Source organism: Flavihumibacter profundi (assembly GCF_020076305.1).
Lineage (GTDB): Bacteria > Bacteroidota > Bacteroidia > Chitinophagales > Chitinophagaceae > Flavihumibacter > Flavihumibacter profundi.
The window spans coordinates 715,565-741,061 of sequence record NZ_JAIQXE010000002.1 but is presented as its reverse complement, the minus strand read 5'-3'; the positions used below and the strand labels follow the sequence as shown (position 1 = coordinate 741,061).

Here is a 25,497-nt window from a genome sequence, read left to right as displayed (position 1 = left end):
GGTTTTATTTGATTAATAATTCTTCTGTGTGCTTTTGTTTTTTGCCAGCTTCGCGTAGGCTTCTTTTACTTTTTTACTGGATGACACCTCTGCAACAGGCACTTCCCACCATGCATAACCGCCAACACGGTGCTCGCGGTCTGCTTCCACATAAATCACTGTAGTCTTTGTCATCTTTTTCGCCTCTTCCAATGCGGTTTTCAACGCTGCTATATTTTCTGCCTTAATTACGGTTGCTCCCATACTGGCTGCATTTGCGGCCAAATCAACGGGCAATGGCTTACCATTTAGTTGCCCGGTCTTAGGGTTCCTGTACAGGTACCTTGTGCCGAAACCTTCGGTTCCAAGCGATGCTGATAATCCTCCAATACTGGCATAACCATTATTGTTGATGAGTATTATCGTGAGCTTTATACCTTCCTGGATGGAAGTAATAATTTCCTGCGACAGCATCAGGTAACTGCCATCTCCTACCATCACATACACTTCCCTGGAAGGATCGGCCATCTTGGCGCCAAGCCCGCCTGCAATTTCATAGCCCATGCAGGAGTATCCGTATTCCAGGTGGAATCCTTTGGGATCCCTTGTCCGCCATAGTTTGTGCAGGTCGCCGGGTAAACTTCCGGCAGCGCATAACACGATGTCCTTATCCGCACTGGCGGAATTTACAGCGCCAATGATTTCACCCTGGCTCATGGGTACACCATGACTATACCTGTAAACGGATTCCACTTTCTCATCCCACTCCTTATTGTATCTCACAACTTGTGTGCGATATGCAGCAGGTACTTTATAATCTTTCAGCAATGAATTCAGTTCTTTCAAAACTTCCCTGGCATCACCCACCAGCGGAATTGCTGAATGTTTGAATGCATCAAACTCAGCCACATTAATATTGACAAACTTTACCGACTTATTCTGAAACGCTGCTTCTGAAATGGTGGTAAAATCACTGTACCGGGTTCCGATGCCGATGACCACATCAGCTGCTGCAGCCATTGCAATTGCTCCCGGGGTGCCTGTAACGCCCGCTGCACCTAAGTTTTGCGGCTCATCATATCGAAGGCTTCCTTTACCGGCAAAGGTTTCTGCAACAGGAATGCCGGTTGCATTCACTAATTTTTTCAACTCAGCGCTTGCTTCACTATACAGCACACCACCACCTGCTATGATTATCGGTTTTTTGGCGTCTTTGATGGCTGCTACCGCTTTTAGCAATGCCTGCTTATCTGGACGAAGGCGTTGCACGGGCCATACCCTTTTCTCGAATAGGCTGGCAGGAAAATCAAAGGCTTCTGCCTGTACATCCTGTGGCATGCAAAGGGTTACAGCCCCGGTTTCTACCGGTGAGGTGAGTACCCGCATCGCTTCCGGCAACGCAGTAATAATTTGCTCGGGACGATTGATCCTGTCCCAGTATTTTGATACGGGCTTAAAGCAATCATTCACCGAAATATCCTGTGAATAATTGGCTTCCAGTTGCTGTAACACTGGCGCTACCTGCCTTGTGGCAAAAATATCTCCTGGCAGCAGCAGGACGGGAATACGGTTAATGGTCGCCGTTGCTGCCCCGGTGATCATATTGGTTGCACCCGGACCAATTGATGTGGTGCAGGCAAAAGCGCCCAGGCGGTTTTTTGTTTTGGCATAGGCAATGGCGGAATGGACCATCGCCTGTTCATTGCGGCACTGGTAATATTTAAAGGATGGGTATTGCGCTAATGCCTGCCCGATGCCTGCAACATTCCCGTGACCGAATATGCCAAAGCATCCGGCAAAAAATGGCTGTTCCTTTCCATCGCGGGATACATACTGGTTTTGTAAAAACAAGATGGTTGCCTGCGCAGTGGTTAATCGTTTGGTTTTGATGGCCATAGCCTGTTATTTTATTATTGTAAAACTGTTTATTGTTATTCGGGTATCATCCTTATTAAAATCCACCCCTGGATTCAACCAATGCCATTACATCCTGCAGGGAAGGCATATCATTTGCACAGCCTGGTTTTTGGACCACCCATGCCCCGCTTGCATTCCCCATGCGGCAGGCTTTGTATAAGTCCCATCCCTGCAGATGGCCATAAATAAACCCGCTTGCAAATGCATCACCTGCACCCAGCACATTTAAAACCTCCACTGGAAATCCGGGTACATCTACAGGAGCTTCGCCTTTCTTATAAATCGTAACTCCTTTCGAACCTTTTTTCACCACCAGTACTTTCACCCCGGTATTCAATATTTTTTGTATGGCTGATTGCAGGTCACCTTTTACTTCTGGTGCTGAAATCTGCTGGTGCGCAATGGCAACTGAAGCGGTATCTACAAGGGTTGCCGCAAGCACTTCTTCTTCAGTACCCAGTGCAATATCAACCTTAGGCAAAATAGCCCTTACCATCAATCCGAATGAACGTATATCGGACCATTGGTCTGCCCGGAAATCAATATCCAGCACAACCTGCACGCCTTGCTCAGCGGCCTGTTCAACAGCATAGAAAACAGCACTGCGTGAAGGCTCCTTATTCAAAGCAGTACCAGAAATTTCAACCAGCCTGAAATTTTTAATCCCGGCTTTTATAACATCATCAATGGTTATACGCGTATCGGCAGCATTATCACGGTAATATACCAGCGGGAAACGGTCGGGTGGTTCAATACCTAAAACCACAGCACTGGTCCTTGCATCAGGTACTTTTGGTATGAATGAAGTATTCACGCCTTCTTTATCCAGGAAATGCAGGATAAAATCCCCTACCTTATCCTGTCCAACTGCAGTCAGCAAGGCTGTCTTCAGGCCCAGGCGTTGCGCGCCTACGGCAATGTTCAACGGCGACCCGCCAACGAAGGCATTAAAGCCGGTGATATCCACAAAATCAGCCCCGATATCCTGGGAATATAAATCGATGGAAGACCTGCCAATAGTTAATATATCCATTAAAATATTTTTTTCATTTGCTTATAAGGACGGCGTGTTCATTGCTGCTGTTACGAGGGGGATGCGCGGATCCTTTCCCTTCCAGGAATTAAAAATCCATACCTGGTCGGGATCTGGTGTATTCGCCAGTGACTGGTCACTGCCGGCCAGGAAATTCAGGTAATAACAATGGTAGCCATGCCCGGCTACAACTGGGTGATAGCCTTTTGGCACCAGCACGACATCATTGTTTTTCACTTTCATGATTTCATCCAGGCTGCGGTCATCATTATATACCTGCTGGATGGCAAAGCCTTCGGGCTTTTCTATTTTGTAGAAATAAGTTTCTACCAGGTTGGCTTCAAGGACGTTCCCATTGGTATCTACCTTTCTTTCATCATGCTTATGCGCGGGAAAGGAACTCCAGTTGCCGGAAGGGGTATATACTTCAACGGCAATAATTTTCTGGCAGGCAAATCCCGGTTCCACCAGGCTGTTGATTTGCCGGGTTGCATTGTCACCACCCCGGATTTCTATGGCGGCTTCCTCTGGTGTCTTAAACCGGGCCGGGAAATCCATATCACTGGCTGTCCAACCGTAAGAGATATCGAGCACATCGCTGGTAGCCGTAAGCGAAAAACTGGTATGCCTTGGCAGGTACAATGTGTGTGCTATCCCCTTGAATACACTGGTCCGGCCATTGGTCGTTTGCCAGCTTCCCTTATCTGTAACAACTGAATAGTTCCCGCTTAATAAAATAATGGCATATTCATTATCGCCGGTTTCACCCTGCCATACTTCACCTTTTTTCATAAGCCGGGCTTCCATATTCAGGTGCTGCCAGCCCGCATCCTTGGCCAAAACCTGCTGGTACACGCCAAACCCCTCAGTGCCTTCACTTACCAGGGGATACTTTTTACTTCTGCGCATGATGAGTTGATTTAAATGATGAGGCTTTGCCGGCTGAACCCAAAACGGCAAAGCGTTTACCTATAAATTCAGTATAGGCTTCCATATATTTTTTTCCGGGGATAACCGGGTCGAACAATTCAGGCGTGCCCGAAAAAAACTCGCGGTGTATCCTTGTCCACAGTAACCGCAGGTCCGTGGCAATATTCACTTTACAAATTCCATATTTGATGGACTGCTGCAATTCTGCATCTGTTACCCCTGCTGCATCTTCTTTTAAATTGCCGCCGTATTTATTAATGAGGGCCACTTCATTTTTATCAACCAGTGAACTGCCATGTAACACCAATGGATACCCGGGCAATTCCTGCTGTATTTTTTCCAGTATATGAAACTGGATGCCTTGCCCGCCGCTGAATTTATAGGCACCATGACTGGTACCCACTGCAATGGCAAGGCTGTCGCAACCGGAGCGTTCAACAAATTCCTTTGCCTGCTTCGGATTGGTATAGAGTGCGTCTTTATCGGCAATTTCCAGGTCATCTTCAACTCCGCTCAGCACCCCGAGTTCTGCTTCAACAACCACCTGCCGTTCGTGTGCTTTTTCCACCACGGCTTTAGTGCGGGCAATATTCTTTTCAAACGGATCGTGCGATGCATCGATCATTACTGATGTATATCCCTGCCCGATAGCATCAAAAGCATGCGGCTCAGTACCGTGATCAAGGTGGATTGCGTAGACCGTATCGGGATAAATTGTCTCCGCTGCTTTTACCATGGCCATGAGCATGGCCGGATGGGCATAGTTGCGGGCGGCAGGGGTGATTTGTACTATTACCGGTGACTGGAATTTTTGCGCTGCGGCAAACAGGCCATGCACCTGCTCCATAGTAAAAACATTTACAGCGGCAATGGCATAACGGCCATAGCAATGTTGGTATAACAAGGCAGGAGATACAAGCATATCGGTAGAAAGTGGTAACCCCCGGGCAACCCGGGTGACAGTTACTTTAACGTTTAACTAAAACGTTAAAGTAGGAAGAAAACAGATACCTGCAAAAAAATAAGGACATTTTTAAACCAGGGATTTTAATTGTGACTTTTTGGGGATAAACCTGCGCCAGCCTCTAACCTTAACCCGTTCCGGATGTTCCAGTAAGTACGCCAGGTTATGCTGGCAAAACCTGCCGAAAATTCCGGCATCATGCTTTTTCAGGTAAAGCAACTCTTCCAACCCAATATTTTGCCCTGTATAATATAAGCGCAGGTAAAAGCTTTTCTCCAGTTTTTCCATGTAAAATGAACTGAAATTCAGGACACCTTTCCGGAGACTTTGCTTTTCCTTTTCCGTTGAAATAATTTTCTCCTGCCGTTTAAGTACCCGCAGGGCACCTTCCAGCATGTTTTTACTTTCCCCGGACATATTGGTATCATGAATCCGGTAAACAGTTATGATCTCCTGGTGGTAATGCATGGGGTATTTCCGTACTATCCTTAGGTACAGGTCATAATCTTCACAGGTTTTAAGGGAAGGATCATAACGAAATTCCTTAAAGACCCAATTCCGGTACATCACGGCAGCATGCATTCCGATAAAATTCCCTTCAAGGAGCCGGCAATAATAATCCTCGCGGCTTTCCTTAACTACCGGCTGGAACAAATTATCCTTTTCAATATAGAATTGGTGGGCACCTGCTACAAATGCAAGTTCCGGCCTTTCCAGTAATAACCCGATATTAACCGAAATTGCCTGGGGCAATAGCCAATCATCCGCATCAAGAAAAACAAGGAACTCCCCCGTACTTTTTTCTATCCCGGTATTCCGTGCAGCAGGTAGTCCCTTGTTTTCCTGGTATACATATTTTACCTGGGGAAATTTTCCCACTATACCCGCCGTATCATCCGTCGAACCATCATCTACCACAATAATTTCAATATTGCTATAGGACTGCTTCAAAACACTTTCAATGGCGCCTGTTATATAACGGCCATGATTATAGGAAGTAATGATGACAGATACCAGGTTTATATTTCTATCAGGCCAATTCAACGACACGTTCTGCCATTTTATTAAATAATAGTACGCCAGCCATTAGGATAACTACCATAAACGCGAGTCCATACAATACCCATGCAGCACTAAACAACCCTATCCCGTAAAGGGAATACCGGAATAATTCAAACTGTGCCGACAAAGGATTTATATCCACCATCCATTTATATTTTTCCGGCACCAGGGTCATGGAATAAAAAACCGGGCAAACAAACATGAACAATCGCATCAGTATTTGCACGAACCCATTCAGGTCGCGGTATTTCACGGTTATGATGGAAAAGATAAGTCCACAACCTAATGCAATACCGGTTACTATCAATACGGGTATTATGAATTGTAACAATCCGGCTAAATGAACCTGGACATCGCCCCTGAAAGCAAAATAGGCCAGCACTGCAAAAAGCAGCAAGGCATTGATCAGGAACCTGACCAGGTTTAAAATCACTGCGGCAAGGGGTGCAATTAAACGCGGGAAATATACCTTGCTGAAAACACCTGCATTCGCAACTACAACATTAGACGTACTGAAGAACATATCAGAGAACAGGTTCCATAAACTAATGCCGGAAAGGAAAAAGAGAAAGGAAGGCACACCATTGGTTTTTAACCCGATGATCTTCACAAAAACAAGCATATAAACCAGGACAGAAAGTAATGGTTGCAGCAGGATCCAGAACGGACCTAATAGCGTTTGCTGGTAGGAGCCGAGAAAGTCTTTCCTCACCAGCCCGAATAACAAATCCTTATAGGCAATAAGTTCTTTAAGGGAACTTCCCAGCCAGCTGGTTTGCGGTTTTATTTCCCAATCCCATTCTGATTTGACTTTCTTACTCATTAGTTTACTGTCTTTTCAATAACCGCCTGGCGGACCCCTTCACCAACGAATATACATAGCGCAGGTACAAAAACCCAAATGCCTTAAATGTCCTGGGGTTGCTGTCAAAACGAAAAACCTTGTACGCAAATTCCATGTATTTTTTTTTATCACGCCCAAAATCGGCAACTGATTTCTCAGCCAGATAACTTGAAAAATGGTTCTTTGCCGCCCGCACAACCTGGCTTCTTTGCTGTTCAGGGATCATTTCTGCAATCAGCCCGATCACTTTCTTTACATCTTCCAGGCTTTGCCCGGTCCTGAAGAAACTGCTGCTGATATTGGCCGGGTGAACCCGGTACCAGGCCAGGATCTTTGGTGAGTATGCTACCGGGTAATGCTTTGCAATTCGCACCCACATTTCCCAATCCTCCCCATAATGTACTGCAAAAAATCCACCCAACTGTTCATAGACTGATCTTTTAACCACTATTGCAGGGGGCTGCAGGCCATGGGAAGATGCCACTTTATATAACCAATTGTCAACGACCCCTTCAAAATCCTGGATAAGCCTGCCATTATGTGTTTTCTTTCCTTCACTGTTCACATAGGCATACCTTGTAAATGCAGCGCCGATTTCGGGGAAAGCATCGAATAGTTTTTTTATTTCAGCATAAAATCCCGGCAATACCAGGTCGTCTCCATGCAGGAGGTGAATATATATTCCCCTGGACCTGTTCAGGCAGGTTTCAAAATTCCGCAGGCTGCCGACATTTTCATTTTGGCGGAAATAAGCGACCCTTCCCTTCCCTGTTTCAAGAACCAGTTGCGCTACATCACCATCTGTACTGCAATCATCAACCACTTCAATTTGCATCAGGCCTTCCCCTTGATCCTGGCATAAAACACTTTCAATTGTTGCGCGGAGATAATTGATACAGTTATACGCAGGAATCATTACAGACCATAAGGGCCTGTTTGTATTATCTGGAATGGGATAAACAACTGGCGGCGACTCCGGTATCCTGTCACTCATATCATGAAAAAAATAACCGTTTTTAAATTAACTTCAATAATATGCAAAATCCATCGCATTAATATTTCAGATGAATCCGGTAAAAAAAATTATCCGTTCCTGGCATGCAGCAATATACCACTACAGGCTATTCGGGAAAGATGGGATTGCTTTCCTGTTGCGCAAAAGAAAAAGCAGCAACAAGCTTCTACAGATAAAAATGAAGGGCTATGATTTTCCTTTATTCCTTAGGAATAATACCACCGACATACCCATGTTCTATCATATTTTCTCTGGAATGGATTATGATATCCAGGTTAATGACGACCCAAAAACAATTATTGACTGCGGTGCGCATATCGGACTTGGCGCCATCTTTTTTGCAAAAAAATACCCCAATGCAAAAATAATTTCTGTGGAAGCGGAGGCTTCCAATTATGAAATGCTGGTAAAGAATACTAGTAATTATCCTCAGATCTATCCTGTTTTCGGGGCAATCTGGAATGAAAAAACTGCTTTAAAAGTTGTTGATGTAAACCTTGGCAACTGGGGTTACATGGTTGAGCCAACTGCAGAAGGAGTGAAAAATCCCGTTCCTGCCATTACGATTGACGAACTGATCAACACCTATAAACTGGAAAGCATTGATATCTGCAAGATAAATATAGAGGGCGCGGAGAAAGAATTATTTGCATCCAATTACAACCATTGGTTATCGATTACAAAAGTGCTTGTTATTGAACTTCACGACCGGATGCGTAAAGGCTGCACCAAATCTTTGTTCAATGCTTTGCAGGATTTTGATTTTCAAATCTCCTGGAAAGGTTTTTCGCTTGTTATCCAACTTAATCATTCACCTGCCGGATCGCAAAAGGGAAATCCGGGCGGACAATTCCCCACCACTTGACATACCAGTCATTGTTTTCACTGTAATCCGCTACAGTGAACTGCAGGCAATCGTCCTTATATAATAATGTTTCCTTTTCACGGTTGAAAATTGCAAGGCCGATGGAATACGAACCATCATTGAGGAACTTACCCGGGATCTGCACTTCACCCTCAACCCACCCTACTGAAAATTTTTCAGGTGCATGTGATACATCAAATACACATTCCCCGGAAGTTGTAAACAATACCATTTCAGCCACCAGGAATTCATTGGGTAAATAATTAAAAAACCTGAACTTAACCTGCAGCGGGGTGCGGATATCAATTGTTTCACTGGCGCCTGAAAACCGGGGGATTAATTCAATATACGTGAGCCGTACCTGGTCATTACCTGGCGCCTCTTCAGGCACCGGCCAATTTTGCTTCCAGATGTTTGACTGGTAATTACTCATATAAGCATTCACTGCTTCCTGCGCTTCACCTATATACGCCATCTTACCGCGATCCAGCCAAATGCCCTTAGAACACAACTGGTTCACCGCCTGCATATTGTGGCTGACAAAAAGAATTGTCCTTCCCCTGTCATTGGATGCCTCTTTCATTTTACCAAGGCATTTTTTCTGGAAATCAATATCACCCACCGCAAGCACTTCATCAACAATCAGGATATCAGGCTCCAGGTGCGCAGCAACAGCAAAAGCCAACCGGACATACATCCCGGAAGAATACCTTTTAATGGGCGTATCAATAAATTCTTCAACACCTGAAAAATCCACGATTTCTTCCAGCCGTTTTTGGATTTCCCATTTTTTCATTCCTAAAATATAACCGGCCAGGAAAATATTTTCTTTCCCCGACAACTCATTATGAAAACCCGTACCAATTTCCAGCAGGCTGCTGACTTTACCCTTCCCCCGGATTGCGCCGGTACTGGGTTTTATTATTCTTGAAAGGATCTTTAACAAGGTTGATTTCCCTGCTCCGTTTGCACCAACAATTCCCCAAACTTCCCCATGTTTTACCTGGAAATTAATATCCTTCAGCGCCCAGAATTGGGCAGATTTTGAAAGCGCGTCCTGTTGTCCACTAAAAAAAGGGGATTCCTTTTTTAGTATATTCCTGTTCCACCAATAATTTATGTCCTGCCGCAATGAGCCTGTCCCAATTGTACCTTTCCGGTATAATTTTGATAAATGCTCAACTTCCAAAACCAAATCAGACATAGCCTTATTTTTTAGGTCAATAATTTTTAAACCAGTTTTCTAACTGGGTATTAAATTCTTTTCCGTTCCAGTTTTTTACCTGGAACCTGCCCAATTGAAGTTTTGGCGAATCCCTTCTCACAGAAACAGCTTTTGTGGTAAATCCCATTTTAAAATCAAGTGCCTTTACTACTTCCAGGGTTGTATCATTGTAGGCCCCGTAAGGATAGGCAATTGTATCGGTTTCAGCACCCGCATATTTTCTCAAACAATTTACATTGGCAGCAATTTCACTCTTTTGTATTTCCGCAGGATGACAGTCAAGTGCGGGATGTGTGCTGGTATGCACTGCCAGTGATATCAAGCCTGTTTTTCCTGCTTCACCCAATTGCTTTTTGGTCATTGGTTGGTAGCCTGCTAAAAATTGCTCATCAGCTCCATGGTTCTCCCGCAATTTTGCCAATTCTTTTTTTATTTCCGTGTAAGGCAATGGACGTAGTTTCTCCCAGGCCAGGATGAAATCCTGGCAAACCTGGTCGGGTGCGGGTTGTGGCCATTTCCAGTTACGCCATTTTTCCCTCAATGCTGCATCTGCTTCAACCCTGGAAAAAAATATTTCTGTCAATTCATCCCACCAGAAACATGCCCCGTTTTCAATATAATAATCGGGAATAAAAAAAGTAACGGGAATTTTATATTGCTCAATGACCGGTCTTGCTATCGTGGCATTATCGGTGTATCCGTCATCAAAAGTCAGGCATACTGCATTATATGGCAGGGAAGCTCCTTCAAGGTAATCATTCAATTGCCGGGTTGAAATAACCTTGTATTTCTTTTCCAGTATCTCTACTTGTTGTTTGAAATTCAATGGATCTACACATAAGTCCCAGGGATCAAAAGCCATGCTGGCAATGCGATGGTACATCAGTACGATCACCTTGTTTTCCTTCGCATTGGTATTAAATAATTTCCGGAACAGCATGTCAATTTGCTTTACGTATGGCAACGGTTATGATCAATGGATAATGTTCATCAGAATATTCCAGCTCATGTTGTTTTAATTCCGGTAAGCCTAAGCCATACAGGAATGCTGCAGCGACTTTTACATTTCCGTAAGATTCAATTATGGCATCTCCACTTTTAAATGATTCCGATATGGCCCTGCTGATAGAATTCGGGGTGAACGACCATTGCCAGAATTTTCCCCATTCATCCTGGGCTATATGGGAAATTCCCGGGACGGTAAGTAACAGGCTGCCGCTGGGCTTCAATATCCTGTAGCAGGTATCCAGGGCCTTTTTAAAATCATAAACCAGGTGTAAGGTCTGGGTTAAGATGATGCAATCAAAACTGTTCTCCGGCACCTGCGGAATATCGCAAAGGTCACCCACGATAGTTGCTTTGGGGTGCTTTGGATCAATATGCAATATGTCACTTTCTAAAACTTTTTCACCACCGAAATGAATCGTGTATTCATTGTCCCCGATCTCCAAAACTTTTCCATGGATATCATTTGCGTGCCGCGATAAAAATCCTTCAATATAATACCTGTCAATGGGCCCGCCCCTGTCGTAACCAAACTGCGTGCTTACCGGTTTTACATCCATGCCCATTATACCAGGGCTTTCAATTCGATGTTCCTGAATACCCGCCTTTTTCCTGAAGGACTGGCTAATGCGCCGTAACTTTTGGCTGCAGGCACTTTTAATATGCTTAATCGACATTACCATATTGATTTGCTCAATACAACGAAACCAACATTTTATGAGTAAAATTTCAGCAAAACTCTGGCCAGTAAAGACGTTGTCCTTCTATTAGGATTCAACAGAAATGCTTTATATGCCAAATTGAGGTATTTTTTCTTGTCAACATTAAAATTCTTGTAAGCAAAACCTGAAAAATAATTGGCGTAATTTCTTTTTGCTTCCCGTTTCATCATATGTTGTTTTTCTTCAGGAAGATATTTGGCAATAATTGAGATGAATTTTACAATATCCCTGACACTATTGCCAGAAATATTTGATTGGGTAGTTATATTACCAGCATGAATGCGGTACATCGCCAGGCATTTTGGCGAATAGGCTACTTCGTAATTGGCGGCTATGCGACACCACATTTCCCAATCTTCACCATAATGGCCCGCATAAAAGCCGCCAAGATTTTCATAAACCGACCTCTTTACAACAACAGCCGGAGGTTGGCAAAGATTCACCTGGGAAATCTGCTCCAGCCAATTGGGTATAATTCCGGGCTGCTCCAGGATGCTGGCGGAAATTGAAATTTCATTGCCATTTTCATTCATGTTGGAGTTCTTACAAAATGCTGCGCCAATATTTGGGAATTTTTGAAACAGCGTTTCCATTTCTTTATAAAACCCGGGCTTCACCATATCGTCGCCGTGAAGCAAATGGATGAATTTTCCTATTGCCCGGTTGATGCAGGTTTCGAAATTCCGGAGACTGCCCACATTAAAATCCTGGCGATAGAATTTCACCCTTCCTTTTCCAATCTCCTTCACTAATCCTTCAACATCCCCATCAGTACTGGCATCATCAACCACCTGTATTTGCATCAGGGAGTCCCCCTGGTCCTGGATGAGGACACTTTCAATGGTATCTTTCAAGAATTTCAGGCAGTTATAGGATGGAATCATAACTGACCATAAAGGCATTCCGGCACCCTCTACTTTTCTTATTACAGGCGGTTTTTGAGGTATCCGTTCATTCATATCTGGTCTGGGTTACCTTAAGGCTATTATTCAAATAATGCGGGCGGGAACTGGTCAAAAATGCATTTCTGCAAAAAAGGATGTGGCCTCGCCAGGAATCGAACCTGGATCTGGAGCTTCGGAAACTCTTATACTATCCATTGTACTACAAGGCCATTTTCTCTTTACCCGCCGGGTATTACCCGGCGGGTAAAGAGGGGCGAAATTAAGGCAAAATCGGCTTCGCCCAAGGCCCAATTTTCAATAAACGGAATATTTCAGCCTCAGGAAGCTCCCGGATACACCCGGCGGGTAAATCCCCAAGGGTAAGGTCCTCAATAGCTACCCTTACAAGCCGCTGGCAGGGATGGCGCACTGCGCCTACCATCTTGCGGACCTGGTGGAATTTGCCTTCCGTTAAGGTCATCAGCAGCCAGGAATGGGGAATATCATCGCGGTATTCATTGGGCCGGTTAGCCAGCCAAACTGGCTTTTCAACCAGTTCCACAGCACAGGGCTTTGCTATGTATTCAGCTCCATTGCTTACCGGGATGGCTACCCCTTGCCGCAATTTCTCAAGCGCCTCAGGCAATACCACATTGCGCACCCTTACCAGGTAATCGCGCTTGTGCGGAACAGCCGATGAAAACAACATGGCCGTCATTTTCTTATTGGTGGTCAATAATAGCAGCCCTTCTGAATGATTGTCGAGTCGGCCAATGGCATGCGTACCCGGCGGGAAATCAAAATCGACCTGGCCAAGCAGGTTTACATTATCGGGACTCACAAACTGCGAGACCATATTATAGGGCTTGTGCAGTACAAAATAGCGGTGGCCAGACTCTTCCATTACTTTTATTTAATAAGGCCACTGGCATTGGCCGCGAATATCTTCACGGCAATGGCCAGCAGGATCACGCCAAAAAACTTACGGATGGCCAGCAACCCCATTGGACCTATTAATTTTTCGATCCGGTCCAGCGACCTTAATACCAGGTATACAAATACCAGGTTCAGGGCTATGGCCAGGGCAACTGTCAGGTTTTCGTAGTTTGCCTTAAGGGAAATTATAGTGGTTAATGTCCCTGAACCTGCAATCAGCGGGAAGGCAATGGGGACTATAGTTCCCGCTTTGGCATCGGCGCTTCCCTTGAAAAATTCAATCCCCAGCACCATTTCCAGTCCCAGGATGAATATGACAATTGATCCGCCTACTGCAAAGGACCGTACATCAACACCCAATATATTCAGGAATTTTTCCCCTACCAGCAGGAACAAAATCATCAATGCACCGGAAATCAAAGTAGCCTTCCCCTCCTGGATCCTGCCCATTTTCGTTTTCAATGTAATCAGCAGGGGAATGGAGCCAAGGATATCTATCACCGCAAACAGGGTGAAGGTTACCGTCAGGAGTTCATCGAAATTGATGGGCATGGTGTTATTGCTTTTTTACATATAATCCAATTCCATAAGTCACATCTGGCTTCACTGAATTACTGATAAATTTAATGGTTATGTTATCATCTTTTACATCATCAACCCGCGCCATTCCAATGTATTGCCAACTGGCATAGTGCATAAAAAAAATAGCATCACCGGGTTTAACACCGCTACCCTTGCATTTGATAACCGACTTGTTGCCTGTTATTTTCAATGCCTGTGGAGGCAGGTACTCAAAGTTATATCCGGGTTTATCAACTTTCGATTTTAACCCGAAAACGATGGGCATATAGGTTACACAATCATGTATAATATATTCCCCGTTAAAAAATATTGGAATATCCTGCCTGCCATAATACCTGAAATTACAGTTTGTAAGGGTAACGCCATACCCGGTTAAATGTGCGTCCGGATATATACCCGTATTCTCGGGATAAGCGAAATCGAACAAGGAATTGCTTAACTGGTCACCCACCAATGATTGCCAGTTTCCAATCCTACCGATACTTTCAGCAAAAACATGGGTTACAAATAATGGGAAATAACCACCGCTGGTCCGGTTAAGAAACTGCACTACCCCTCCGGCAATATTTACCCCATCCACAGTATAAAATCCCGGCGTACCATTACCATAATCACCGAATGACAGGAAGGTATGGGTCCTGCCCCAGGCGCCAACATTGATGATCCGGTTGGATTTCTCCTGGGCCTGGCAGCCTGCTATACAAACCTTGTTGTTGTAAAACCGGATATTCTCATAGGTCATCAGTTCGGCATTGGCAGTTTGCCCATTTGGGGAAGCGATGATACCAATGGTGAAATTATTAATAGTACAATCTTCAATCCTTATCCCTGTTGACCCGCCTTGTGATGCTGATCCCCGGTAATATTCTTTCAGTGGCGGATATCCTCCATCGGGCGGAAGCTTATCACGGAAGGGATCTATTACAATTGCTGCATATGGGGAATACTGTGCGTCACGGCAGGTTGGATCGCCATATGTTTTAAAGTCTGAATTATAAAAGGCACTGTCGCTCATCTTGGGGGTCCTGTATGCCCCCTGGAAATTCAGCCCGCTGACAATAATCCCTTTTCCCCTGTGGATACCCAACGCCGGCGCATCTTTAAAGGTTGCTGTAATTACAGAATTATTATTCGTATCCCACATGGTGGCATTACCAATTATTTTAATGGTGAAAGGAACATATTCCTTACCCGTCCATTTCGCGGCAATCAATGATCTGCTGATCCTGTATTTTCCAGGAAGGTACACAGTACCACTAACCGAAATAGCTGAATCAATTGCTGCCTGGATAGGTTTATAATCATCTGCTTTCCCGTCGCCAACAGCGCCAAACACTTTAGGATCAATTTGCGCGGAAGAAAATAAAGGCAATAACAATAACCAAAGGAACCTCATAATGCAAGAATTTTTTTTATCTGAAAACAAATTATTTCACCCAATCGCTGGGCCGGTGCTGCTCCCCTTTTATTTCAATATTTGAAAGCATTTCTATTTCCCCGGATACCGTATTTATTTTTGCCACCGCACCGTAATATAACGGGAAATGATTGAAGGCATCTTTTAGCGGAACTCCTTTTACATGCGACAATATGCTCCTTATTACCCCGCCATGGGCAACAATGGCAGCCGGCAATTCCCTGCTGGCTATTGCTTCATAGCGGAGAACCACACGCGTAAAAAGATCCATATAACTTTCGCCTCCGGGAACCCGCACCTGCACAAAATCTTCCATCCAGGGCTTCAGCTCCTCCCTGGGTATTTCATCCCAATGCTGCATTTCCCAGCTGCCACAATGCAATTCCTTCAGGTCGTCATGAAAATCAATGGGATTGGGAAATAAATGTTCTGCCAGCAGCCGGCACCGGCGAAGGGGACTTGAATACACTTTTGAAATATCACCAGGCAAATGGTTTTTGATAACCGCGGCTTCCTCATGGAAGGTTTCCACCACATCAAGGTCTGTCTGCCCGTAACAGATACCCTTACCAACAGCGGGCCTGGTATGCCTGATCAGGTAAATATTCATAGCCGCAAGATAAACCGCCAAACTATTATTGCAGCCAAATAAAATGTTAGTTCTGTTACCAGTTGGTTAAAGCACCCTTCTTGCAGCACGCAAAAAAGGAAGCGTAGGAAGGCTTCCAATTAAAAGCAACTCTTCCACCATCATGGTATCATTGTCCAGGAAACGGAAAATGCGCTGGGCAGAATTACGGCGAAAAAGTCGGGTGAAAACCTGAGCGCCGGATAATTCCTTATGTGTCAGCACATCCAGCAATACATTGTCATAAAAACGGAAGCGACCCGAATGGGTTAATTGCGTCCGCGGCGTGCCATGCACCAGCATGGATTCGAGCATTTCAGCACTATGGCGCTGTATGAACTGGAAAGTATAACCACTGGATGATTTGGTCTGCCCGCCTGCCATACCAATATTTACAACCCGGCCTTCGCCAGCCGGAAAACGGTGATTGGTCATGGGAATGACCCCAAATTCCTTTTCGGTAATGGTGTAATTTCCGGGTTTCAAAAAGTCCCGGATATAGTCATGAAGCCCCTGCTCATATACTTCGTTATCCAGTAAGGATTCGCTGAACAAAGTGTATTCTATCAGCGCCTTCCGCTCATCAATAGGCATGGTATAGACGAAAGTCGTACCCCTTTCCTGGCTAACCCTGAAATCCATCAGGGTACTGGCAGAAGGATCAAAAAACGGTTCTTCCGTTTCAATGAACCAGCCCTTGAAATGCTGCAAAAGGGTTTGTGTTTTATCGTCTTTTGGCGGTTCCTCAAATAATATGGAATTGAACATGAACTCCTTCGCGTAATATCCCTCGCCGTTTTCCAGCTCCAGGGCTGCATAGCTGTCTTTGTTGATGATCCTTTTAATGGGTTCAAAAAGAATCATCACATTCTCCTGTTGCTTGATATAATTTATGCAATGGTTGTAAAAATCAATCCCCCGGATCATTTTATAGCGATAGGGACTGATCCTGAATTTTTTTGAAAACCCCTGACCATGAAACCAAACATCGTCCCAGCTTTTGTAAACGATCTCGTCAAACAGGCCCTTGCCCCTTTCCCAAAAACACCAGGTACGGTCATTCTGGTCTTTACGGTCTTTATCGACGAGCAAAAAGGTTTTATTGCGGAATTTCCCCGATAATAACATCCGCATCAGGAGGCTTAAACCGGCCGCACCGGCTCCTGTAAATACATAGTCGTATTCATAGCGGTAATCGTAATACTTATATTGGTAAAGTGATGTAGACTGCATAAGTGGCTGTATGACGAGGTCAAGATAGCCAATAATCTACTTGTGTTTAAGGGTGTTTTCACGGTCTTTTTTGACTTTCTCCCAATATTTATGGTGTACCAGCAACATGCCAAAAGATTCACCGTCTTCTTTTTCAATATGCTTATGGTGCATTTTATGGGCCCAGCGGATGGCCCTGATATAAATATTATTACTGCGGGTAAAGTATTTGAATCGCTGGTGGATGATGATTTCATGGACCATGAAATAGGCAAAGCCATATGCCATAACACCAAAGCCAATGGCCTGCACCCACCAGTATGCCGGCTCAAGCGTTCCTAACAGGATCATGCCCATACTCGGGATGGCAAAAATCACAAAGAACCAGTCGTTCTTTTCAAAAAATCCCGGGCCTTTTTTGTGGTGGTCTTCATGCAGGTACCATAAAAAACCATGCATCACAAAACGGTGTGTCAACCAGGTAACACCTTCCATGATAATAAATGTAACCAAAACTATCCCGAGGTAACTTAACCAATGCATAGGGCTGCTTGTTTTTTCCATTCCTTCACACGCGGGAATGCCAGGTGGAACCAGGCTGTAAACCGGGAAGGATGCGATTTTAAGGATGCTTCAATTTCTTCCAGTGACCGGTAACAAAAATCCATTACTTCAGCGGGATTGGGTATTATTATCCCATCGTATTCCCCGACAAAAACATGGTCGAATTCGTGTTCCGTTAACCCGTTGTCGAATGGCGCTTTGTATAAGAATGTGAATGCCTTTTGTATCGGTGTGGAAAATCCCATTTCCTCCTGCAAACGACGGATGGCGCCATCTCCTGCGGTTTCACCCGGGTAAGGGTGGCTGCAACAGGCATTTGTCCATAATCCGCCACTGTGGTATTTATTGAGGGCCCTTTGCTGCAACAGCATATCACCGGCTGCATTGAAAACGAATACACTGAATGCCCTGTGCAACAAGGCCTTCCGGTGCGCTTCCATTTTTTCCATGGTCCCCACTTCATTATCCTGTTCGTCTACCAGGACAATATCTTTATTTAGTTGCTTTTCTGCCAATGCAATTCAATTTAAATCATTAATCAACCGATCATTCCCAACTGGTTCTTCACACCTGCGCGCACCACAATTGCTGCTTTACTGTAGTTAGGGATGCGAATCCTTTCCAGTAAAATATTCTGTGGCTGGCAGCGCTTGATGCGCTTGAACAAGGAAAGGTAGTACTTATAAGCCACGTAAACACCAAAACGCGCTTTTACAGGCAATTGCATGATGCCCTTATAGGCGTTATCAAAATCCTGCTGGATATCTGCTTCTATTTTGGTTTTATCACAGGCCGTGAAATTGGAAAAATCGCAGCCGGGGAAATAAACCCTGTCCAGCTGTTTGTAATCCGCCTTCAGGTCGCGCAAAAAATTCACTTTCTGGAAAGCTGCCCCAAGCGAACGGGCCGACATTTTCAGTTGCTCGTATAATGCCCTGTCGCCTTCACAAAAAACATACAAACACATCAGTCCGACCACTTCGGCTGACCCGTATATATATTCAATATACCCACTATGGTCATACGCTTTTTTATCGAGGTCCATTTCCATGCTCTTAAAGAACGCCTCTATCAGTTCATGGTCGATATTATACGCATTCACTGTTTGCTGGAAACTATGCAGGATCGGGTTCAGGCTTATTTTCCTTTCGATGGCTTCATAGGTCTGTTGTTTAAACTCTGCCAGTAAAACACTCTTGTCGTATTCATGGAAGGTATCAACAATCTCATCGGCAAAGCGAACCAGGCCATAGATATTAAAGATGGGTTGCCGCAGGTCCTGGTGCAACAATTTAATGGCCGATGAAAACGAGGTACTATAGCGTTCCGTGGTAGTCCGGCTACAGCTCTCACAAACATTATGAAACAGGTTCATCATAAGCAACAGGTTAGGTTCTTATCAAAAGATAACTAAAAATTTCGAATCACTTCCTTTGCCACCACTTCCCCGCTGATCAGGCTGGGCGGTACACCCGGACCAGGCACTGTTAGTTGCCCGGTATAAAAAAGGTTTTTCACTTTCTTACTCCGGCAATTGGGTTTTAGGTTGGCAGTTTGTTTAAGTGTATTGGCCAATCCATAGGCATTTCCTTTAAAGGAATGGTAATCCTCTTTAAAATCCTTGTGGGCAAAAGAGCGATTGAGTACAACAGCATCCTTAACCGGTTGGCCAAGATGGGTTTCAAGCCGCTGGATAATCTGGTCAAAATATTTTTCCCTTACTTCTGTAGTATCGCCATCCAGTCCTGCCGCAACCGGCATTAAAAGGAATAGATTTTCAAACCCCGGCGGGGCTACTGTATTATCGGTAACTGAAGTGGCGCTCATATAAAACAAAGGCGCTTTGGGCCATTGGTGTTCGCGGTAAATTTCTTTCGCGTGTGCTTCAAAAGGCGTATCAAAAAACAGGGTATGGTGAAGGATATTGGAGAGTCTTTTATTGAGGCCAACATAGAATAATAAGGAGCTTGGCGCCAATACCCGGCTATCCCAGTATGCCGCGGAATAGCTCCTGTGGGATGCAGGCAACAGTTCACTTTCAATATGGTGGTAATCGGCGCCGCCAATCACAACATCGGCTGTATAACTGCCCTGGCTGGTGGTTACTGATCGCGCTGATGAAGCATTCAACTCTATTGAAGTAACGGCCTCATTGAAACGAAATTCCACCCCAAGTTCAAGGGCCAGCCGGTACATCGCATCAACAATCGCATACATGCCGCCTTTGGGGTACCAGGTACCGCCAACCACATCGGCATAGTTCATAAGGCTATACAAAGCCGGGGTTTGTTCCGGCATCGCACCCAGGAACAATACCGGGAATTCCATCAGTTGCCTCAACCTCGGGTCCTGGAAAAATTTGTGCACGTGCTGCTTCATGGAAGTGAACACATCCAGCTTAAAAACGCCTTTGATCACTTCCCAATCCAGGAATTCAGTGAGTGACTGCCCGGGTTTAAAAACCAGTCGCTGAACACCTACCCTATACTTATAGGCGGCTTCATCCATGAACTGTTGCAGTTTCCTGGCGCTGCCCGGTTCAATGGATTCAAACAAGGCCTGGAGGGCTGGAAGTCCTGCGGGAATATCCATCGGGCCATCGGGCCAGTAAACCCGGTAGGATGGGTCAAGCCTTTCGAGTTCGTAGTAGTCGCTGACCGATTTACCGAACTGGGCGAAGAACCTTTCGAATACATCAGGCATCCAATACCAGGATGGCCCCATATCGAAAGTGAAGCCATCGGATTTCCATTGCCGGGCCCTGCCGCCGGGCTGGTCATTTTTTTCCAAAACGGTAACCTGCCATCCGGCTTTGGCCATGAAAGCGGCAGCCGACATACCGGCGAAACCGCTACCTATAATAATAACTTGTTTACTCACCCTGAAAAGTTAGGGAATTTTCTTCCTTAATAACGCTGGATTTGTGCCTTAAGCAGTTTACGGGCAAAATGGATCCTGCTTTTAATGGTACCCAGCGGCTCACCCAGCATATCCGCAATTTCATGGTATTTAAACCCGTCGAAATAAAGCAGGAAGGGGTTACGGAAGATTTCGGGTAATTTATGCACAGCCTCATTGATCTCCTTTAGTTTCAGGTTGGCTTCCGCAGCATTGGCTGTGGTTACCTGGTTGTAATTGATCAGGAAATCATTGGGGGTATGGTCGAAAATGGTGTTTTGTTTGGCCTTCCTGCGGTAATTATTGATGAAAATATTCCGCATTATGGTATAGAGCCATGCCTTGATATTGGTACCAACATTGTATTTCTCCTTATTGGCAATAGCACGGTACATGGTTTCCTGGAAAAGGTCCTGTGCAGCTTCATTGTCTCTTGTCAGGGTAATGGCAAAGGGACGTAGAAACTCTGCATTGTCCACCAGCATCTCATTAAAATCTACGTTAGGCATGGTCTTGTGTTTAATAGTTACTGACCCAAATTTAAACAAACTACCTTAAATGAGACGGTTTTTTGTTTAATTATTTTGTTAAAACCTAAAACAAAACATAATTCATTGTTTATCCATCGATTAGCTCAGCAGCGTTTACCGGAGACTGGCAACATATTCCATTACTTCTGCCAGTGAGCGTTTAAAATAGATGTTCTCAGGTGCCTTTTTCTTGTACTGCTGGGTCAGCAATCCGGAAATTACCAGGGGGTGTTTGCCGCAACGGATCGAGTAATTGTGCAGGAATTTCTCGAAGTTAAAATTGTGGGCCACCGAGGTCAGGTGGGTATACACATAGTCTGGTTTCTTCAGGTTCGCAACAAATTCAACGTCTTTCAAAGGAACGTTTGCGCCCAGGTAAATCACATTTATACCATGGCTTTTCATCAGGTAATAGGTATACAGGAGGCCGATTTCGTGGTGCTCGCCTTCCGGAAGGAAAAGCAGCACGGATTTCTTTACGCTTACATGTGAAAAGGCGCCGTCTATGCCTACTATTAGTTTTTGACGGATAAGGTTGGTAACCAGGTGTTCCTGGGCCGGGTTGATGTGGTTTGTTAACCACAATATCCCGATTTTTTCCAGGAAGGGGAAGATCACCTGTGTTATGGTTTTGTCAATTCCGCGGGCAGCAATGTAACTGTCGAGCTGTTCTTCAAAGCCGGCAATATCCATGTCAACCATATGTTTTATCATATCGTTGACCATCCTTTCCTGCTGTGCCTCCGCATTGCCGATGGTAACGATCCGGTCGCGGATCTCTTCGGCACACATGCGGTTGATATGGGAAATCTTATACCCGTATTTATTCAGCAAAGCTATATTCAGCAAGGCTTTCAGCTCCTCGCTGCTATAATACCGGATATTGGTATCGGTACGCTGGGGTTTCAGGAAATTGTACCGCTGCTCCCAGATCCTGATGGTATGGGCTTTAATTCCCGAAAGGTTTTCCAGGTCCTTGATGGTGAAAGCATTCATGGCCGCACATTTTTCGTGTTTAATTCAAGTTGACATAAAGTTAAACAATAAAGAAAAGAAAAGGTTGGGGGGAAATTCCTAAGGGTAACCCATTAGCAGTCAAAAAATTAGCGCCTTTCCCACAATTCAATGACCAAAATCTGCGTTCGATAGCCGATTCACTATCCTAAAGAAAATTCCAATAGTCCAACTATGAGATACCTCCTGGTAGCCCTTCTTTTTGCGTCCTGTACCAAGCAAATTGCCACTAAACCTAACCCTGATCCGTTAGTAGTTGCAGTGCCTAAACCCAGCTATTTTATAAAAGCGGATGGCAGTGGAAGCAATACCGGATTATCCCCCGAACAGGCCTGGGACCTCGACAAAGCCAATAATTTTTCCTTCAGCCCCGGGGACACTATCAATATCATCGGAACGGTAAATGGCATGCTGGTCCTGAGTGAATCGGGCACCGCTGATGCCATGATCACCATCCAGGGCGGCACTATTTTCAGCGATACCAAAGACGGCATTTATCTCTACAATAACGACCACATCCTGGTAAGGAACCTGACCGTACTGGGCTCCGGCAAAGTATTGACTACCTTAACCAATTCCGGTATTGTTTTAAAATCTGATGACCAGAAAAGGCATTCCCATATTGTAATTGACAATATTGTAGCAAAAGGGTATGGCCATGCGGGCATTAATTCAAGCCTTGATATGTCGCCTACAGTTGCCTGGGAAAGTGTTGAAGCTTCCATGGCCTATCCCGGTGGTTATGACAGTATCCTCATCCGGAATGCAGTTGCTGACAGCAATGGCTATGCGGGTATTGACATGACAGGATCCTGGCCCGGAAGGCAGAACAGGAATATCCTGATCGAGCATTCCTCCACTTCGCACAACAGGGGCATCCAGGGCATGAAGCCGCATTCCGGCCATGGTATCATAATGGCCAATGTATCCGGTGGCATCATTGATTCCTGTTCAGCTACGAATAACGGTTGGGAATTTGGCAGCGGTAATGTAGGTATCTGGGCTTATAGTTCAGAAAATGTAACTATCCAGAATTCGGTTTCCTCCAGGAACAAATCAACAACAGGAATTGACGGGGATGGCTTTGACCTTGATGGTGGTACCTGGAATTGCGTAATGCAATATAACCTGGCTTATGAAAATGACGGCGCGGGATTCCTTATTTATGAGTATGGTGATCCTTACAGCATGAAGAACAATACCTGCAGGTATAATATCTCCAATAATGACGCGAGGAAGGGAATGAATTATGGCGGGATAACAATCGGCGGGGCTGCAGCTTTATACGATATCAGGATTTATAACAACACGATTGTCCAGAACCAGGGAAAAGCCATAACTAAGATAGGCATGGCTGTCCAGGGTATTTTAGAGATCAAGAATAATATCCTGTCTTCTCCTGATACGCCTTACCTGTACCAGGATGTGGCCAATAATTTATTAGGGGATGCAAAGCTGGATGCAAAATATACACCACTTGATAATTCACCAGCTGTAGATAACGGCCTTGATATTTCAAGCCTGCCAAACAGGGATTTTTATGATAAAAACATTAACGGGAGGAGGGATATCGGCGCTGTGGAGCGCTAAATGCGCCCGTTCAGCAGCATGCCACTATCGAGGAGTGGCTGGAGGTTTTGCATCAACTGGGCTGACTGGCCCATTGCATCAAGGTGCCGCTGGTGATGGCAATCTGTACCAACGAATGATACCAGTTTATTTTTAATTAGTGCCTGGGCAAGGCTTTGAGCGGGCTTACCGTAATAACCGGTAAGGGAATTAAGGTTTACCTGCAATAATATGCCCATGTCCGCAATTTCCCGGAACGGGGCAATACTGGTTCCCATATAGCTATATCGTTCGGGATGGGCCAGTACAGGCTGGTAACCCTGGATCTGCATATCGAATAATATCTTCTTCCATTCGAAGGGCAGGCTGACAAATGAAAATTCCACCAGCACATAGTTCGGACCAAATGTTCTAAGCGGCTCCTTGCGGCTGAGGAGGCTGGTAAAATGGTCATCCATCATATATTCAGCAGCAGCGGTAAGGGGCAATTTAAGTTGTTCTTCGCCAGCCGCCTTCTTCAATTGCGACTGCGCCTCGCCGATAGTTTCGGAATTATTCCGGTACAGGTCCCAGAGAATATGCGGCGTAGTGATGAACTTGTTCAGTCCGAGTTCCTGCAGTCCTTTTATTAATTGCAGGGAAGTGTTAGTATCGGGTGAACCATCGTCAATGCCGGGCAGCAGGTGTGAGTGCATATCGGTGCCGATGGCGGAGAGGTCTACTGTTGGTTTGGATTTACTACGGAAAAAGGAAAACATGTAAAGGTAAAATTAACCTTATTTTGATTGAAACTCTTTATATACTGAAGTAATCCCCTCTTCCAGGCTAATGTGGTGGTGCCAGCCTATTGCATGCAATTTATCGACATTCATCAGCTTTCTTGGAGTACCGTCTGGCTTACTCAGGTCGTGTTCGATCCTGCCTTCAAAACCTACAATTTTCTTTACAAGGATAGCCAGGTCCTTAATCGAAATATCATCGCCAATACCAATATTTACAAGACCGGGGTCATTATAATGCTGCATTAAAAAGTAGCAGGCATCTGCAAGATCAGCGGCATGCAGGAACTCGCGTTTAGGCGTGCCTGTTCCCCAAATAGTAACAGCAGGCAAACCCTGCATTTTTGCTTCATGGAATTTCCTGATCATAGCCGGCAACACATGTGAATTCTTCAGGTCATAATTGTCATTGGGACCATAAAGATTCGTAGGCATTACGGAAATATAATTACACCCGTATTGTGACCGGTAGGCATCACAAAGTTTAATACCGGCGATCTTGGCTATTGCGTAAGGCTCATTAGTGGGTTCCAATTCACCCGTGAGCAGGTATTCTTCTTTCAAAGGCTGCGGCGCCATTTTAGGATAGATACAAGATGATCCCAGGAACATCAGCTTCTTTACGGCATTCTGGTAAGAAGCGTGAATAATATTATTCTGGATCATCAGGTTATCATATAAAAATTCGCCCCGGAAGGTATTATTGGCGAGTATCCCGCCAACTTTTGCTGCAGCCAGGAATACATAATCGGGCTTTTCTGCCTCAAAAAACTGGTTCACGGCTGCCTGGTTTCTCAGGTCAAGTTCCCGGGAAGTCCTGCTTACAAAATTGGTGAAGCCCTCCTGTTCCAGCTTCCTGCGGATAGCAGATCCGACCATCCCCCGATGGCCGGCTATATAAATCTTATCGTATAATTCCATGT

At 44.9% G+C, this 25,497-nt stretch carries 26 protein-coding genes and 1 tRNA gene; 2 read left to right on the top strand and 25 right to left on the bottom strand.

The features are described 5' to 3' along the window. Nucleotides 1-12 precede the first annotated feature (12 nt). From iolD to LAQ65_RS12995, 7 genes are all read right to left on the bottom strand, one after another. Entirely contained in the window at nt 13-1,875 is a 1,863-nt protein-coding gene (gene iolD / locus LAQ65_RS13025) for a 3D-(3,5/4)-trihydroxycyclohexane-1,2-dione acylhydrolase (decyclizing) (RefSeq protein WP_224117408.1), read from the bottom strand. A gap of 55 nt (nt 1,876-1,930) precedes the next feature. Further along, nucleotides 1,931-2,929, bottom strand: a complete 999-nt coding sequence (iolC, locus tag LAQ65_RS13020; protein WP_224117407.1) for a 5-dehydro-2-deoxygluconokinase — start codon at nt 2,927-2,929, stop codon at nt 1,931-1,933. Nucleotides 2,930-2,950: 21 nt separating this feature from the next. Continuing rightward, the gene (gene iolB / locus LAQ65_RS13015) at nt 2,951-3,838 is read right to left on the bottom strand and encodes a 5-deoxy-glucuronate isomerase (RefSeq protein WP_224117406.1); all 888 of its coding nucleotides are present in this window, start codon (nt 3,836-3,838) and stop codon (nt 2,951-2,953) included. Then, nucleotides 3,825-4,781, bottom strand: coding sequence for a class II fructose-bisphosphate aldolase (locus tag LAQ65_RS13010; protein WP_224117405.1), 957 nt, complete (start codon nt 4,779-4,781; stop codon nt 3,825-3,827). Before LAQ65_RS13010 ends, iolB begins: the two co-directional genes overlap by 14 nt. 111 nt (nt 4,782-4,892) lie before the next feature. Then, a complete protein-coding gene (locus LAQ65_RS13005) occupies nt 4,893-5,873 on the bottom strand; it encodes a glycosyltransferase family 2 protein (protein WP_224117404.1) in 981 nt (326 codons plus the stop codon). Continuing rightward, a complete protein-coding gene (locus LAQ65_RS13000) occupies nt 5,854-6,708 on the bottom strand; it encodes an ABC transporter permease (RefSeq protein ID WP_224117403.1) in 855 nt (284 codons plus the stop codon). The genes LAQ65_RS13005 and LAQ65_RS13000 overlap by 20 nt, the downstream gene beginning before the upstream one ends. A gap of 4 nt (nt 6,709-6,712) precedes the next feature. Next, entirely contained in the window at nt 6,713-7,723 is a 1,011-nt protein-coding gene (locus LAQ65_RS12995; RefSeq protein ID WP_224117402.1) for a glycosyltransferase family 2 protein, read from the bottom strand. A gap of 70 nt (nt 7,724-7,793) precedes the next feature. Here LAQ65_RS12995 and LAQ65_RS12990 point away from each other — a divergent pair, with 70 nt between their 5' ends. Next, on the top strand, nt 7,794-8,609 hold the full coding sequence (locus tag LAQ65_RS12990) for an FkbM family methyltransferase (protein ID WP_224117401.1): 816 nt from the start codon (nt 7,794-7,796) through the stop codon (nt 8,607-8,609). Here the strand turns inward: LAQ65_RS12990 and LAQ65_RS12985 are convergent. The 16 genes from LAQ65_RS12985 to LAQ65_RS12910 all read right to left on the bottom strand — a co-directional run bounded on the left by LAQ65_RS12985 (nt 8,548) and on the right by LAQ65_RS12910 (nt 22,208). Next, a complete protein-coding gene (locus LAQ65_RS12985; protein ID WP_224117400.1) occupies nt 8,548-9,813 on the bottom strand; it encodes an ABC transporter ATP-binding protein in 1,266 nt (421 codons plus the stop codon). The genes LAQ65_RS12990 and LAQ65_RS12985 overlap by 62 nt on opposite strands. A gap of 16 nt (nt 9,814-9,829) precedes the next feature. Continuing rightward, nucleotides 9,830-10,774 carry a polysaccharide deacetylase family protein gene (locus LAQ65_RS12980; RefSeq protein ID WP_224117399.1) on the bottom strand — a complete coding sequence of 315 codons (945 nt, stop codon included), beginning with the start codon at nt 10,772-10,774 and terminating at the stop codon, nt 9,830-9,832. 1 nt (nt 10,775) lies between these two features. Next, complete coding sequence (locus LAQ65_RS12975; protein ID WP_224117398.1) at nt 10,776-11,516, bottom strand: methyltransferase domain-containing protein; 741 nt, start codon at nt 11,514-11,516, stop codon at nt 10,776-10,778. A gap of 38 nt (nt 11,517-11,554) precedes the next feature. Next, nucleotides 11,555-12,520 carry a glycosyltransferase family 2 protein gene (locus LAQ65_RS12970; RefSeq protein WP_224117397.1) on the bottom strand — a complete coding sequence of 322 codons (966 nt, stop codon included), beginning with the start codon at nt 12,518-12,520 and terminating at the stop codon, nt 11,555-11,557. Between the two features lie 83 nt (nt 12,521-12,603). Then, a tRNA-Arg gene (locus LAQ65_RS12965) sits at nt 12,604-12,675 on the bottom strand. Between the two features lie 50 nt (nt 12,676-12,725). Then, nucleotides 12,726-13,349, bottom strand: a complete 624-nt coding sequence (locus LAQ65_RS12960; RefSeq protein WP_224117396.1) for a pseudouridine synthase — start codon at nt 13,347-13,349, stop codon at nt 12,726-12,728. Between the two features lie 5 nt (nt 13,350-13,354). Further along, nucleotides 13,355-13,933, bottom strand: coding sequence for a MarC family protein (locus tag LAQ65_RS12955; protein WP_224117395.1), 579 nt, complete (start codon nt 13,931-13,933; stop codon nt 13,355-13,357). A 4-nt stretch (nt 13,934-13,937) separates the two neighbouring features. Then, a complete protein-coding gene (locus LAQ65_RS12950) occupies nt 13,938-15,359 on the bottom strand; it encodes a glycoside hydrolase family 55 protein (RefSeq protein ID WP_224117394.1) in 1,422 nt (473 codons plus the stop codon). Between the two features lie 31 nt (nt 15,360-15,390). After that, nucleotides 15,391-15,990 (bottom strand): alpha-ribazole phosphatase, encoded by a 600-nt coding sequence (gene cobC / locus LAQ65_RS12945; protein WP_224117393.1) that lies wholly within the window; start codon nt 15,988-15,990, stop codon nt 15,391-15,393. Nucleotides 15,991-16,056: 66 nt separating this feature from the next. Continuing rightward, the gene (locus LAQ65_RS12940) at nt 16,057-17,241 is read right to left on the bottom strand and encodes a lycopene cyclase family protein (RefSeq protein ID WP_224117392.1); all 1,185 of its coding nucleotides are present in this window, start codon (nt 17,239-17,241) and stop codon (nt 16,057-16,059) included. Nucleotides 17,242-17,277: 36 nt separating this feature from the next. Next, nucleotides 17,278-17,763 (bottom strand): sterol desaturase family protein, encoded by a 486-nt coding sequence (locus LAQ65_RS12935; RefSeq protein WP_224117391.1) that lies wholly within the window; start codon nt 17,761-17,763, stop codon nt 17,278-17,280. Next, nucleotides 17,751-18,299, bottom strand: coding sequence for an isopentenyl-diphosphate Delta-isomerase (idi, locus tag LAQ65_RS12930; RefSeq protein ID WP_224117390.1), 549 nt, complete (start codon nt 18,297-18,299; stop codon nt 17,751-17,753). The genes LAQ65_RS12935 and idi overlap by 13 nt, the downstream gene beginning before the upstream one ends. 23 nt (nt 18,300-18,322) lie before the next feature. Next, nucleotides 18,323-19,162: a phytoene/squalene synthase family protein gene (locus LAQ65_RS12925; protein WP_224117389.1), complete on the bottom strand. Its 840-nt coding sequence runs from the start codon at nt 19,160-19,162 to the stop codon at nt 18,323-18,325. A gap of 32 nt (nt 19,163-19,194) precedes the next feature. After that, a complete protein-coding gene (locus tag LAQ65_RS12920; RefSeq protein ID WP_224117388.1) occupies nt 19,195-20,664 on the bottom strand; it encodes a phytoene desaturase family protein in 1,470 nt (489 codons plus the stop codon). Between the two features lie 26 nt (nt 20,665-20,690). Beyond that, complete coding sequence (locus LAQ65_RS12915) at nt 20,691-21,191, bottom strand: RNA polymerase sigma factor (protein ID WP_224117387.1); 501 nt, start codon at nt 21,189-21,191, stop codon at nt 20,691-20,693. 135 nt (nt 21,192-21,326) lie between these two features. Further along, on the bottom strand, nt 21,327-22,208 hold the full coding sequence (locus LAQ65_RS12910; RefSeq protein WP_224117386.1) for a MerR family transcriptional regulator: 882 nt from the start codon (nt 22,206-22,208) through the stop codon (nt 21,327-21,329). 192 nt (nt 22,209-22,400) lie between these two features. Here LAQ65_RS12910 and LAQ65_RS12905 point away from each other — a divergent pair, with 192 nt between their 5' ends. Further along, on the top strand, nt 22,401-23,816 hold the full coding sequence (locus LAQ65_RS12905; protein ID WP_224117385.1) for a right-handed parallel beta-helix repeat-containing protein: 1,416 nt from the start codon (nt 22,401-22,403) through the stop codon (nt 23,814-23,816). Here the strand turns inward: LAQ65_RS12905 and LAQ65_RS12900 are convergent. Both LAQ65_RS12900 and fcl read right to left on the bottom strand, forming a co-directional pair. After that, nucleotides 23,813-24,553 (bottom strand): tyrosine-protein phosphatase, encoded by a 741-nt coding sequence (locus LAQ65_RS12900; RefSeq protein WP_224117384.1) that lies wholly within the window; start codon nt 24,551-24,553, stop codon nt 23,813-23,815. The two genes, LAQ65_RS12905 and LAQ65_RS12900, sit on opposite strands and share 4 nt — an antisense overlap. An 18-nt stretch (nt 24,554-24,571) precedes the next feature. Continuing rightward, the gene (gene fcl, locus LAQ65_RS12895; protein ID WP_224117383.1) at nt 24,572-25,495 is read right to left on the bottom strand and encodes a GDP-L-fucose synthase; all 924 of its coding nucleotides are present in this window, start codon (nt 25,493-25,495) and stop codon (nt 24,572-24,574) included. Nucleotides 25,496-25,497 lie beyond the last annotated feature (2 nt).